Source organism: Neobacillus sp. S1227, from assembly GCF_055385255.1.
This window is the reverse complement of the sequence record NZ_AP038276.1, coordinates 2948561-2961730: the sequence shown is the minus strand read 5'-3', so window position 1 is coordinate 2961730 and position 13170 is coordinate 2948561. Positions and strand designations below refer to the sequence as shown.

The 13170-nt window shown below is 39.1% G+C and carries 10 protein-coding genes, 1 pseudogene and 1 riboswitch; of the genes and pseudogenes, 7 read left to right on the top strand and 4 right to left on the bottom strand.

The features are described 5' to 3' along the window. Positions 1-23 precede the first annotated feature (23 nt). Positions 24-382 (bottom strand): annotated as a pseudogene (locus ACZ5AE_RS14970) (SDR family NAD(P)-dependent oxidoreductase); the annotation flags it as partial. Positions 383-952: 570 nt separating this feature from the next. Between ACZ5AE_RS14970 and spxA the strand changes: the two are divergent. The 6 genes from spxA (at position 953) to ACZ5AE_RS14940 (ending at position 6379) form a co-directional block, all read left to right on the top strand. Next, positions 953-1351, top strand: coding sequence for a transcriptional regulator SpxA (gene spxA / locus ACZ5AE_RS14965; protein WP_464565099.1), 399 nt, complete (start codon positions 953-955; stop codon positions 1349-1351). A 17-nt stretch (positions 1352-1368) separates the two neighbouring features. Continuing rightward, positions 1369-1503: a BA3454 family stress response protein gene (locus ACZ5AE_RS14960; protein ID WP_464565097.1), complete on the top strand. Its 135-nt coding sequence runs from the start codon at positions 1369-1371 to the stop codon at positions 1501-1503. Positions 1504-1604: 101 nt separating this feature from the next. Beyond that, the gene (locus ACZ5AE_RS14955; RefSeq protein WP_464565095.1) at positions 1605-2030 is read left to right on the top strand and encodes an RrF2 family transcriptional regulator; all 426 of its coding nucleotides are present in this window, start codon (positions 1605-1607) and stop codon (positions 2028-2030) included. Between the two features lie 113 nt (positions 2031-2143). Continuing rightward, positions 2144-2479, top strand: a complete 336-nt coding sequence (locus ACZ5AE_RS14950; RefSeq protein ID WP_464565093.1) for an IDEAL domain-containing protein — start codon at positions 2144-2146, stop codon at positions 2477-2479. A 242-nt stretch (positions 2480-2721) separates the two neighbouring features. Then, positions 2722-3099: a MerR family transcriptional regulator gene (locus tag ACZ5AE_RS14945; protein WP_464565091.1), complete on the top strand. Its 378-nt coding sequence runs from the start codon at positions 2722-2724 to the stop codon at positions 3097-3099. Between the two features lie 13 nt (positions 3100-3112). Continuing rightward, positions 3113-6379, top strand: a complete 3267-nt coding sequence (locus ACZ5AE_RS14940) for an AMP-binding protein (protein WP_464565089.1) — start codon at positions 3113-3115, stop codon at positions 6377-6379. Between the two features lie 902 nt (positions 6380-7281). Here ACZ5AE_RS14940 and ACZ5AE_RS14935 read toward each other — a convergent pair. Next, positions 7282-8946, bottom strand: coding sequence for a long-chain fatty acid--CoA ligase (locus ACZ5AE_RS14935; protein ID WP_464565087.1), 1665 nt, complete (start codon positions 8944-8946; stop codon positions 7282-7284). A 379-nt stretch (positions 8947-9325) separates the two neighbouring features. On the opposite strand from ACZ5AE_RS14935, the gene ACZ5AE_RS14930 reads away from it, so the two are divergent. Then, positions 9326-10270, top strand: coding sequence for a phosphotriesterase family protein (locus tag ACZ5AE_RS14930; RefSeq protein ID WP_464565085.1), 945 nt, complete (start codon positions 9326-9328; stop codon positions 10268-10270). 134 nt (positions 10271-10404) lie between these two features. On the opposite strand, the gene ACZ5AE_RS14925 is transcribed toward ACZ5AE_RS14930, so the two are convergent. Both ACZ5AE_RS14925 and ACZ5AE_RS14920 read right to left on the bottom strand, forming a co-directional pair. Beyond that, the gene (locus ACZ5AE_RS14925; RefSeq protein WP_464565083.1) at positions 10405-11655 is read right to left on the bottom strand and encodes a multidrug effflux MFS transporter; all 1251 of its coding nucleotides are present in this window, start codon (positions 11653-11655) and stop codon (positions 10405-10407) included. Between the two features lie 186 nt (positions 11656-11841). Continuing rightward, positions 11842-12969, bottom strand: a complete 1128-nt coding sequence (locus ACZ5AE_RS14920) for a 5-methyltetrahydropteroyltriglutamate--homocysteine S-methyltransferase (RefSeq protein ID WP_464565081.1) — start codon at positions 12967-12969, stop codon at positions 11842-11844. 84 nt (positions 12970-13053) lie between these two features. Beyond that, positions 13054-13153, bottom strand: a riboswitch (SAM riboswitch). Between the last annotated feature and the right edge of the window lie 17 nt (positions 13154-13170).

Here is a 13170-nt window from a genome sequence, read left to right as displayed (position 1 = left end):
GCAGACTCATGATCTGCTTCTTTTTATGATGGGCCTGCTGTATTTACAAAAACTCGTGGATTTCAGTTTAAGGCTGGCGATGATTAATTCAGCGGGATCTTCAGGATGCATGACATTTTCTTCCATGCCCTGCACGAGGTTTGTTCTCTCCCGCCAAGTCAGTTACGACCGTACTTGGTGTTAATGCAGTGACACGAATATTATGTTTCTTTACCTCAAGCATAAGAGATTCTGTTAATCCTAAAACAGCAAATTTAGATGCGCTGTAGGCACTGGTTACAGTAGCAGCTTTTTGGCCGGCAGACGATGAAATATTGATTATATCAGATGATTTTCTTTCAACCATGCCGGGCAACACTGCGTTTGTTACATTTAGACATCCATTAGGTTTACTACACCTACACCTACGCCTTCTTTAGCTAAAACGATGGCAGTTGTACATCCAATGCCTCTACCTGCTCCTTAGTAATGAGAGCCGTTTTCCTTTTAAAGAAATCATTTTCTCACTTCTAAAAATATCAACATAAAAACAAATCGGTACGTTAATACTATCTGAAAGACCACAATTATCACTCGACAATGGGTCTTCCCTGATTAGCATCTTTAGATACGGCAAATTTATTTTAAATTAGCATGTCTACCATAGATTTTATTGGGATATAAGTCTTTTTTCTCCATGAAATGAAGCATGACAGGTTCATAAAAAAGTAATAAATAGCAGTCGTTCGAATGCGAATAAAAAGTGTAGGAGACCCTAAAATTGTGACTTGTGGTTTTTAACGGTATTGTTTTATGTATAAAAATATAGATTTAGTGGTTGACGAAATCAACTGTAAATAATAAAATTACAGTATAGATGAAAAAGGAAATTGCCCATCGTAACAGAAAAGTTTTTTTCTTATATCTTAACTGTAAGATTTTTTATTACATTTTAAAGGAGTGTTTAGAGTATATGGTGACATTGTTTACGACGCCTAGCTGTACTTCTTGTCGCAAAGCAAAAGCCTGGTTTGAGGAACATCATATTGACTATAAAGAGAGAAACATATTGGCTAATCCGCTTACTGTCGATGAGATTAAAACCATCCTGCGATTGACTGAAGAGGGGACCAGCGAAATTATTTCAACTAATTCAAAGACATTCCAGGAATTAAATATAGATCTTGATATGCTTCCGCTCAATGAATTTTATAAATTATTAATCGAAAACCCGAAAATGCTGCGCCGGCCTATTATATTGGATGAAAAACGATTACAGGTTGGATACAATGATGAAGAAATTCGTAGCTTTCTACCGCGCAGGATTCGTTCATTTTTGAGCATGGAATTGCAAAAAGCGGCAAATGAATAAAATGGAGGAAGAATAAAATGATTGAAGTTTTCGTAACAGTTCATTATAAAGATAGAAATTATCACACCAATGTTATTGTGCAAAAAGAAGTGAAATGGGACAGAATTAAACAAATAGCAGAAGAACAAGTGAAAAAACAGTGGAATGTTTAAATTTGACAAGCTAATCTGTAACGTTTACTATTACAGTACAATAATTTATTAAAAATATAACAATGAATAGAATGATTAGCAGTTTTAAAGGAGGCCAGGTTATGAACAGCGATTTTACACTTGCCATACACAGTTTAACATATCTCGCACTACAGCCTGACCGAATGTCAACAAGTGAAGCCATTTCGGAAAGTGCCGGTGTCCACCCGGTTCGGATTCGTAAAGTCCTAAGTTTGTTGAAAAAAAATGGATTTATAAAATCAAAAGAAGGAATTGGCGGGGGTTTTATTTTTGCCCTGGATTTAAATGAAGTTACGCTCTGGGACATCTATAAGATAACCTCTGAAGGTGCATTGCAGCCAAAGTGTCCAGATTCTAATGAAAAGTGTATAGTGGGCGCGAATATGCATACAGTACTGTTTAAAATATTCTTGGGTGCCGAAGAACATCTTGGAGAATATTTGAAGGACTATACAATAAAGGAAGTTGTCGATCTAATCAATCAATGCAAAGGCTGTGATTGTTGATTTTCTTAAGGTTTATTTTTATCAAAAGTGTAATAAAAAACATTACAGATTGCGTATCCTATATGGCATCAACTTCATACAATAACAATAAAATAATTCGGAGGTGACCAGTTATGTGGCCGAACGATCGTTCTAGTTTAAAAACAGGTGATTGGATTAAGGGAACTTCAAGGGACGGTGAACTAATCTTTGGTTTTATAGAATCAATGGATATTATCGAAGGAGTGGTTAAAGTAACGGTCATTAGAAGTGACAATACGGAGACCATTGGAAAAACAATATCGATTTTAAGCAAACAGGTGAAGAAACTGCCTGTCTCTACAGCCACAAATAAAGAGCAAACACGATTCCTAATAGACTTGGCATTGTCAACGGGTGATGAAGAGTGGTTCATGGAGCTGTCTGCCAAGTTAAAAGAAATAGAACACCTTATTAGTAGTGAATCATAATACAAAACTAGATTCTTATAATAAAGTAACATCCGTATATTAAAAAAACCTTCTCACATTAATATTCCGAGAAGGTTTTTTCAATTTCTGTCTATTTTAATATAATAACTCAGAAAATAAATAATATTTTGACAATTTATACCCTACATGTTACTCTTATTTTGAAAGTTCCAGTTAACGTAAACAAAAACTAAAAAAAATAATAACATTTTGCGAAATGACAAAAAAGGGGATGGTGATTTTTGAAAAGAAAAGAAAGATACTCGATTAATGAAATAGCCTCCATGTTTGACATTAGCTCTAGAACTATTCGGTACTATGAAGAAGTTGGGCTATTGAAATCAGAAGAAAGAACTGACAATAACCAGCATCGCTATTTTACCGAAAAGGAACGATTAAGATTAAAGTTAATCCTTCGAGGAAAAAGACAAGGATTTAAGCTTGATGAAATCAAGGAAATGGTTGACCTTTACGAAAGTAATCCAACAGGGCAAGAGGAAAAAAATAAAATTTTAGAATATACAGATAAAAAGCTCAAAGAACTTGATGAGAAAATTCTCGAATTGCAGAGTCTGAAAGCAGAAATTATGTTATACCGAAAAAGATATGAAGAAACTTAAGCAGGAGGAAAAAATGAGTACCATTCACGGATTATTAGAGAGAAATGCAAGTGTTTATCCGAACAAAGAGGCATTTATCACAAAAACAGATCGCATTACATATTCCGAAATGAATCAAAGTACCAATCAATGTGCGCGTTATTTACGTGAGCAAGGTGTTAAAAAAGGGCATCGCATTGCCCTTATCTCAAGGAACGACGAATATTTCTTATACTCATTTTTCTCTGTGTTAAAACTAGGCGCCATCCCAATGCCAATCAATAATAAATTAACGCCAAGTGAAATCAGTGCTATTTTGAATAGTATTCAGGCAGACGGAATTATTTTTAATAAAGATTTTCAAGGCAAGGTGGATGAAACCAAACAAGATTGGTCATCTTCATTTGTATTTGATATTCAAGGAATGATGGAAAAATCAAGATTCATGGAACATGAAAATTTAGATTTGGATATTGAATCGGGTGACATTTGCGAAATATTGTTTACTTCTGGTACTACCGGTGTTCCTAAGGGAGTGGTTTTTACACATGAAAAAATAATATCACTTGCCTATGGAATGACAGTAGAATTTGAGTTTACTAACGAAGATAAAATCTTAACTATTATGCCATTATCCCATTCCGCTCCATTAAATTGTTACTTCATTGGCCCTCTATACGCCGGAGCTTCCTTTGTTATTGATGATTTTACACCTCAGTCCTTCTTGAAATGGATTCATGATGAAAAAACAACCTTTACGTTTGCTGCACCAGTTGCTTATTTGCTAGCTTCTAAAGAAAAGAATGTCCACGAATTTGATTTGTCCAGCATGAAAACGTTTGCGTATGGCGGGAGTGCCATGCCGCTTGCTACCTATGAATTTGTCACAGAAAAATTTCATAATAAAAACTTTTATCAGGTATATGGATTGACCGAGGCGGGACCCAACGGATGTTTACTTAGACCTCATGAACATGCGCACAAAAGGGGGAGTATAGGGAAAAACCCTGCCTTAAATATGGAAATGAAGATTGTTCGAGAGGATGGGACTGAATCAAAAGTTGGGGAATATGGTGAGGTCCTATTAAAAGGTCCTTCGGTGATGCTTGGCTATTACAATAACCCTTCTGCAACAGATCAAACAGTAAAGGACGGGTGGCTTTATACAGGGGATATTGCTTACAAAGATGATGATGGCTACTTATTTATTGTTGATAGGAAAAAGGATGTAATTATTCCTGGGGGAGTAAATGTTTATCCTCGCGAAATAGAGGAAGTTCTTGCCAAGCATCCAGCCGTTTATCAAGCATGTGTTGTAGGTGTTCCAGATCCTGTATGGGGGGAAACCGTCAAGGCGGTGATTGTTCTCAATGAGGACCAAATGATAGATGAAAAGGAATTGAAGAAGTACCTGTCTGGATATCTAGCAGATTATAAAATTCCACGTATTTATTCGATTGTGAACGAGCTGCCACACAGTGCAAGTGGGAAAATTTTAAAACATCTAGTAAGGGAGATGCAGGGGATGAAAAAATCTATGGTCAAGGTAGAAACAAAAATCGATTATTCCTTGTGGGAAAGCGGGAAAGATGCGAATTGGTTTAGTGATGATCCCATTTTAACAAGGTATGGAGAACGCTACTTATCAGAGGATGTCCTTCAATACGTCCAGGAACAATTTAAAAAAACAGGTGCCCTTGCGGCAGGTCCTATGGACATTAGGGCTGTTCATACTGATCGCGAAGGTGCCCCAAAATTAATCAGGTATAATAAGAAAGGCGAAGAAAGTAATGAAGTATGGTATAACGAAGGGTACAAGCAAACCGTCAAGGATGGGTATGGAACGGGTGTTGTCGCCTATCGTTACGATCAAAATGCACCTGAAAAGATTCCATTTTTCGTTAATTCCATTTTGATATATTTAATGTGTGAAACTGAACCTGGGTTTACTTGTCCAGTTGGTTTATCCCAATCTACTGCTTTTGTTCTCGAAAAGTTTGGTTCAGAACAGCAGAAAGCCGAGTATTTATCCCGTCTCGCATCATGGGATTCTGACAATTTTGCTGAAGGTGCTACGTTTTTAACAGAAATTCAAGGTGGTTCCGATGTAGGTGCAGCCCAAACTAAAGCGATTAAAAATGGTGATCATTATTTGATATCTGGTGAAAAGTGGTTTGCCAGTAACTGTGATGCTGAAGTAGCCATTGTGTTAGCGCGCGTCAATGATAAGCCATCTACGAAAGGTTTGGGTCTGTTCCTAGTTCCACGTACCTTACCTAATGGAAATAGAAATAATGTAACGATTCGTCGTCTGAAAGACAAACTAGGTGTTCGGGCGGTTGCCAGTGGTGAGTTGATTTTAAATAATGCAATTGGATACCTGATTGGCGAGGAAGAAAAAGGCTTCAAATATATGGCCGAGGCTTTGAATGTTTCCCGGCTTGGGACTGGATTAAGCGGCATTGCTATTGCAAGAAGAGGTTTTCTAGAAGCTGCCATTTATACTTCTCATCGGGAAGCATTTGGTCAAACAATTAACAAATACCCAATGGTCAGAGAAACATTGGTTAATATGATCACAGAAATAGAAGCGGGTTGGGCTGCAGCAGCACAAACCATAAAACTTTTCGACGAAGTGCACACGTATGATCGTAGAAATGAAAATAATTATACTTTGTTACGCATATTGCTTTCTTTATTAAAATATCGTGGCAGCGAATTGGGGGTTTCTGCTGCCAAAGACGCCTTAGAACTGCACGGCGGCAATGGGTATATTGAGGAATACGTAACACCACGGTTAATTCGCGATGCCATTGTCAATCCTGTATGGGAGGGAACAGCAAATATCCAATCCCTCGAAGTGTTGAAAACGCTATCGAAGGTTGGCAGTAGTGTATTCGTTAACAATCTAAGGAATGTATTAAATACTATTTCTCATCCAGCTGTACTAGATTTAACATCATTTTTTAATAAAGAAGTAGACCGTCTTGAAGGGTTAATAGACCATGTTTTAAACCAGGATGATTACACACAAAATGCATTAGCGAAAAAATTAGCGGACATTATGTATGATGTTTTCTCTGGGGTTTATCTGCTTGAAGAAGCCCAATACGATCTAAATCAGAAGCAGGATGCGCGCCGGGTTTTGGCAGTGGAGCAGTGGATTCGTTTAAAATTTGATCGGTCGGAGGATAAAGGGATTCTAGCGAACTTTAGTGTATCAGATGAACTATTTGAATCCTTGGTTTGTTTCGGAAAAAAGGCTCCTCAGTTTAGAGAAGACTTATTAAATAAAAGTTAAAATGACAAAATTACTGCAAAAAATTCGTCTGATTTTGTAAACCGTTCAATTTTGAAGTAGCCGCAAAGGAAAAAGCAGTAAAAACAAAGATGAAAGCAGTGGAGTTCTCTTTCGAAATCTCACTGCTTTTAGCATTTTATACAAGGCTCTTTTCTCAGAGATTGTTGCTTTTAACTATATTGAAAACACCGAGTGGATTGGAGCAAAAGGCGCTTGACTCCTGCGGGAAATAGAGGAAAGGTCGAGACCCCGCAGACGGAACGTCGAGGAGGCTCGATTTCCTCCCCGCGGGTTTGCTGAGCGCCTGTAGCGGAAAGGAACGGACAGTGTTATTCCCAAAAACAACAAACTTTACGAAAAGAGCCTTATACCAACAATATTTGATAAAATTTGCTGATAAACTTCCTGAAAGGAGAGCAGAGTTGAAAAAGGAATAATGCCTATGTAGTTGAATTTAACTATTAGAGTCTGCTTCATTCGTGGACATTCCTTTTATTGAAAAAATGATAAAATGAATAAAGAATAATAACGATAAAGAAGATAATAATGAGAATTTATGTTTTGGGATGCAATCGATGGGGCACATTTATAGATTAGTATGCTAATAAAATTGGTCATGTTCCAATGCTATGGGGGAGAGAAAGTTCTCATAATTTTGCTGGATTATAAGAAACTAGTTAAATGAATATCTCTCATTACCCGATACAATAGATTTATGTAGCTCATTAGACAAATCCATAACATTTAATTTCTTACTGAAGAAGAAGTATTTAATATAAAGGAAAGATAACGGTTCGACAGAATTTTATAAACTTGATGTAACAAGAAAATGACGTATGCCAATTCATACGTCACTCCTTATGTCATTTAGAAAGAAAACAAATCAAAACGGAATCCTAATCTTATTTCACTTTCGCCTCTTCCATCTCCTGCAGCTTTCTCCACAGGATTTTTCCGCTTCCTGACATCGGCAGTTCATCTAAAAATTGAACAATCCTCGGAACTTTATAGGCGGCCATGTGTTCTTTGGACCAGGCGATAATTTCCTCTTCCAAAGTTCCTTTTCCTTGAGAGTTCAGCACGATGAACGCCTTAACGGTCTCACCGCGTCTAGGGTCGGGAACACCGATAACGCAGGCGTTCTGCACGGATGAGTGTTTATACAAAGTATTTTCCACTTCCGCAGGCCATACCTTGAAACCGGAGGCATTGATCATGCGTTTGACCCGGTCGACTAGGAAGAAATAGCCTTCTTCATCATAGCGGCCGATGTCGCCAGTCCGGAAAAATTCCTTCCCTTCAATCGTGACAAAGGAATTCTTGGTTTCCTCAGGCCTGTTCCAGTAGCCTTTTAACACTTGCGGTCCATTGACAATGATTTCACCTTGTTGGTTAGGGCCTAATTCTTTCAATGTGTTGGGATCAACGACGCGGGCGTCCACATCAAACTGCGGTACTCCCAAGCACTGCATCTTTGGCCGGTCAACTGGATTTTGATGTGTTTGTGAAATGGTCTCGGTTAGCCCGTAGCCTTCTACATAGCGAAGCCCTGTCAGCTCTAAAAGCTTTTGTCCGACTGCTTCAGGAAGGGGAGCACCGCCGCCGCTAATCATCTTCAGGGAATCGATTGAATAGTCTTTGAGATTTGGGTGCGCCAATAAATCAACGACCATCGTTGAAATGTTCGTCCATCTTGTGCACCGATAGCGATCGATCAATTTTAAGGCAACATCCCGGTCCCAGCGCGTCATCATCACCATCGTGGAACCAAGATAGATCGGCCCATTCATGTTATGCTGCAGTCCGGTCACATGGAAAAGGGGAAGTGTTGACAAACCAACATCAGCAGGTGTTGACTGCGACCATACAATTCCGCCAAGAAGAGTAGATTGCAAGGTTTTATGTGTGTGCATGCAGCCCTTTGGTTTGCCGGTCGTTCCCGAAGTATAAGGGAGGCAGCATAAATCATCACATGCGGCCTGGCTAGGATTCGCTTCTAGGCCTACTGTTATAGCTTCATCCCAATCAATAATTGCTAAGGATTCAAATCTTTCTTTTGGAGCAGCCACGGCAGGAGGGACAGTATAGTCCAAATCAGTTTGGGCATAGTCCGAATAGGCTGCAACAATAATCTGCTTCAGGGGAGTGATTCCAAAACACGGCTCAATTTCCGGAATTAATTCTTGCCCTGCAATCGCCACTTTGGCATCACAATCTGATAAATAAAATGCTACTTCATCCTTCACATTCATTGGATTAATTGGCACCACGACAGCGTCCGCCCGTAATATCGCGTAAAATGCGATAATATATTGTGGTGAATTTTGCATGTACAGCATCACGCGGTCACCTTTTGCTACACCAAGCTCTTTCTGCAGATATCCTGCTAGTTTGTTTACTTCTGCGTGAAGTTGTTTATAGGTGATTTCCGTACCGTAATAAATAATTGCCGTCTTATTCGGATAACGCTTTGTCGTCATATCCAGGTTGTCGTAAATGGTTGATTCAGGTATTGGTAAAGTTTTCGGCAGCCGTTCCGGCCAGAATTCAAAATGACGTGTAAACATTAAACAAATCACCACCAAATAAATTTTTTAAAAACTTCTGTTGAAATCGGTTACAACTATAATAATAATACATAAATAACAGAATATTCTAGTAATTGGGTTAATTTTTTTCGCAGAAAAATAATAAACTGCAAGAATTCTAGATTATTAACGGTTTTGGAATTTTTTACAAAAAAATAATTGACTTTACAGGAAAAGGCTTGGTACTATAACTATCAGATGATTCATAATCTTTTAAAAGTGGAGAAAGAGATAAGTACCAGATATGCCTTTTTTTATGCACCGAATTGAAAGCGTTAACATTATGTTGCTACAGACTTAGGTTATGGATTATTTTTTTTAAAATTTCAATGGACCGAGGGTGAAAGGGGAGTATGGAATGACACTTATTAATTCTGTTACAGGACAAGTCGATTCTTCTGAACTAGGTTTAACGCTAATCCACGAGCACATGCGTGTTCTCTCTGAATCTGTTTTCGTGCAGTTTCCCCATTTGTATGATGAGGAGAAGGACTTCGCTAGAGCAGTGGTACAAGTTAACAAAGCAAAAGCACTCGGTGTGAAAACCATTTGTGATCCAACCGTCATGGAACTTGGGCGTGACATCCGCTTTATTGAGAGAGTCTCCCGTGAAACGGGGGTTCAAATCATCGCCGCAACAGGAATTTACTCCTATCACTATATCCCACCTCATTTCCAAAATCGTGATATCGACTATATGGCAGATTTGTTTGTCCGCGATATTGAAGTCGGTATTCAGAACACATCCATTAAAGCTGGATTCTTAAAATGTGCCACGGATGCACAAGGGGTCACCCCTGATGTTGAGAAGGTTATTCGCGCAGTTGCTCGAGCTCAAAAACGGACGGATGTACCGATTATGACGCATTCTCATCCAGGAACCGGAACCGGCTTAAAGCAAATTGACATTCTTCTTGAAGAGGGAGTTGAGCCGAAGCGGATTCTGATCGGGCATACGGGAGATACAGATAACATGGAGTACATATTGAAGGTGCTCGACCATGGCGTATTTATTGGCATGGACCGTTATGGGTTAACCGCTGAATGTGCAACTGAAAATAGAAACACAACCGTTATCGAATTGGCGAAGCAAGGCTATGCGGACCGCATGTTTTTATCACAGGATCATTGCTGCTCGATTGATTGGTATCCTGAGGGAGCGACCGAGCAAATGGTCCCGAAATGGACGATGACATTTGTGCTTGAAGAGATTATTCCAGAATTGAAAGCGAGTGGAGTAACGGAAGAACAAATTAACCTGATGATGGTCGATAACGCACGCCGCTGGTTTGAAGGGAAATAGAAAAAACGACCTTCCAACGAATGGAAGGTCGTTTTTTAAAAGATATGATGAGAAAAAGAGCTGTTTTCAAAAATATTATTGCTGCTTTGAATAGAATTGACGTCGGAAAGAGTGAATTTTCGATTTTACAATTGTCAATTGCGAACCTTATTTTTCAACTTTATAAGGTTTCCCTTTACTAAAATCAAATACAATAGCACTGCGCCACAACCGGCACAAACAATCACCACACCCATCGGAATGGCCGTCTGTCCGCCGCCTATTCCAACCAGGGGAGCGACAAAACCGCCAAAGGTAAATGAAGTAACACCCAGTAAGGCAGAAGCACTTCCTGCATTTTTCCCTTGTGTTTGCATGGCAAGGGAAAATCCTGCTGTATTTACCATTCCTACACTGGATACAACGAAAAATAATGGAATCAAAACGAAAATTAGCTTCGCCTGAAAAAGTAAAAGAAGCAGTAAAATAATCCCGCCTGTTGCGGACATTCCCAATCCAACTTTGAACAGTTTAGCTTCAGGGACTCTTCCTGCCAACCTGCCTGTCGTTTGACTCATGATCATGATCCCAATGGCGTTGATTGCAAAGATCAAGCTAAACATTTGCGGGGAGGCACCATAAATATCTTGAACAACAAAGGGTGAACCCGAAATGTATGCGAACATGCCAGCAAAGACTAAGCCCTGCGCCAAAGCATAGCCCATAAAGCTTCGATTTTTGATTAATTTTAAAAAAGGGCTAAATGTATTCTTCATTCCTCCTGCCGAACGCTTTTCTTTAGGCAGCGTTTCCGGCAAGCCAAACAGAATGACAAAAAACATTGCGATTCCAATGATACTTAAAACAATGAAGACGCCTTGCCAAGGAACGGCCTTAAGCAGCTGCGCACCCACGATCGGAGCGAGGATAGGGGCCAGCCCGTTCACCAATGCAAGGAGTGCAAAAAACTTGGTTAATTCAGTTCCTGAATATAAATCTCTGACAATCGCCCTTGAAATCACAATTCCTGCTGATCCAGCAAAGCCCTGTATAAGCCTTAAGATAATCAATCCCCAAACGGAAGGACTAAATACGCATAAAAGTGACACGATAAAATAAATCATTAAGCCAACTAAAAGTGGTTTTCGGCGGCCAGTTACATCACTGATAGGACCAGTGAGCAGTTGTCCCGAAGCTAAACCGAGCACGAAAAGCGACAGACTGAGTTGAACAGAAGATGCGTTTGTATCGAAATCTTTCGCGATATTTGGCAGGGCCGGTAAATACATATCAATGGATAAAGGTCCAAATGCTGCAAGTGAACCGAGTACGATTGCCATCCATACTCGTTTAGAACGAGAAAGCACTTGTTGATTATCCTCTGGCTTGTGTATGAATTCCCCCATATATAAGTTATTCCTCCAGTTATATATATGCAATCTAGTTTTCTTGGATTTTATCATTCTATGTTAACAGATTAATGTATATTTGGAAATTCTTAAAAGTAGGAACAAACAACTAAATTAGGAAACTATTTAATAAAAAAGGCCGTCTTTCATAATATAAATGGAAGGCGGCCTTTCCGAGTGGATTTAAATGGTACCCCAAACATCCTTAGCAATAGTCACTACATGTTTAATCTTATTCCATTGCTCTTCTTCAGTTAATATATTTCCTTCTTCCGTGCTGGCAAAACCGCATTGAGGGCTAACTGCCAAGTTTTCCAGAGGAATGAATTGACTGGCTTCTTTAATTCGCGCTTTTATGGATTCTGGATCCTCGAGTTCTGGGAATTTAGATGTAAATAATCCTAGTACAACGGTTAGGTTAGGACACTTGAAGCCTTTTAAAGGTTCGAAGTCACCAGAGCGCTGATCATCATACTCTAAGAATAGCCCATCCACATTTAACTCAGCGAAAATGGCATCGGAAATTTGATCGTACCCGCCGCTTGTGATGTAGGTGGATCTGAAGTTTCCGCGGCAAATATGCATGGTTATAGTCAAATCTTCCGGCTTATTGGCAATGGTTTCATTAATTGCACTTACTCTTGTTTTAATGATTTCATGTACATCTAAGCCAACTTTTTCTATCACTGCCTTGATCCGCTCTTCTGAAACAAAATCAATCCAGGATGTGTCGTCTAATTGCAAGTAACGACAGCCTGCATCATAGAAAGCCTGGATGGCTTTTTGATAAGCAGCAACAGTATCCTTAAAAAACTGCTCATTGTTACCATTGTAATATTCATCACCCTGAATTCGAGTAAATAACATATTCGGGCTTGGAATGGAGAACTTTGCAACTTGACTGCCATCACCATATTTTTCAACTGCCTGTTTTAAAAACTTGAAATGCTCCAGCATATAATGATCATTAAAGTCTACTTTACCAACAACTTTAATAGCGCTATTTCTTGTTTGGGCACCCTTAAAGCTGCTGATATATTCATTTTCAAAGAACTCTACACCTTCCAAACCAGCCAAGAAATCCAAGTGCCACCATGAACGTCTAAATTCACCATCTGTGATGGATTTTAGGCCAGCCTCAATTTGGTTTTGAACCAATTTCTCAATTTCTTTATCCTCAACCGCCTTCAGGGCTGCTGCTTCAATTTCCCCATTGGCAAAAGCCTTTCTAGCTTCTTTAATCGGTTCTGTACGAAGAAAGCTTCCAACATGGTCGGCTTTGAATGGAGTTTTAACTAGTGTTGTTGTCATTAATTATTCCTTCTTTCTCGGTGTAATAAAAAACCCTCTTCTCAAAAATTAAGAAGAGGGGGGTAATAGACATTACTAGATCTCTTCTTATCTTCAAGCAAATCGCTTCTGGAATTGGCACAGTACTAACGTGTCTGCTGCCGAGGCTTCAAAGGGCCAGTCCCTCCACCTCTCTTGATAAGAATATTCAAAAATATTTAA

Excerpts from the sequence above, each read along its gene's own strand:
- ACZ5AE_RS14950 (WP_464565093.1), top strand. The coding sequence starts at position 2,144 with ATGTGGCCGAACGATCGTTCTAGTTTAAAAACAGGTGATTGGATTAAG.
- ACZ5AE_RS14920 (WP_464565081.1), bottom strand. The coding sequence starts at position 12,969 with ATGACAACAACACTAGTTAAAACTCCATTCAAAGCCGACCATGTTGGA.
- ACZ5AE_RS14930 (WP_464565085.1), top strand. The coding sequence starts at position 9,326 with ATGACACTTATTAATTCTGTTACAGGACAAGTCGATTCTTCTGAACTA.
- ACZ5AE_RS14940 (WP_464565089.1), top strand. The coding sequence starts at position 3,113 with ATGAGTACCATTCACGGATTATTAGAGAGAAATGCAAGTGTTTATCCG.
- ACZ5AE_RS14955 (WP_464565095.1), top strand. The coding sequence starts at position 1,605 with ATGAACAGCGATTTTACACTTGCCATACACAGTTTAACATATCTCGCA.
- ACZ5AE_RS14960 (WP_464565097.1), top strand. The coding sequence starts at position 1,369 with ATGATTGAAGTTTTCGTAACAGTTCATTATAAAGATAGAAATTATCAC.
- spxA (WP_464565099.1), top strand. The coding sequence starts at position 953 with ATGGTGACATTGTTTACGACGCCTAGCTGTACTTCTTGTCGCAAAGCA.
- ACZ5AE_RS14935 (WP_464565087.1), bottom strand. The coding sequence starts at position 8,946 with ATGTTTACACGTCATTTTGAATTCTGGCCGGAACGGCTGCCGAAAACT.
- ACZ5AE_RS14925 (WP_464565083.1), bottom strand. The coding sequence starts at position 11,655 with ATGGGGGAATTCATACACAAGCCAGAGGATAATCAACAAGTGCTTTCT.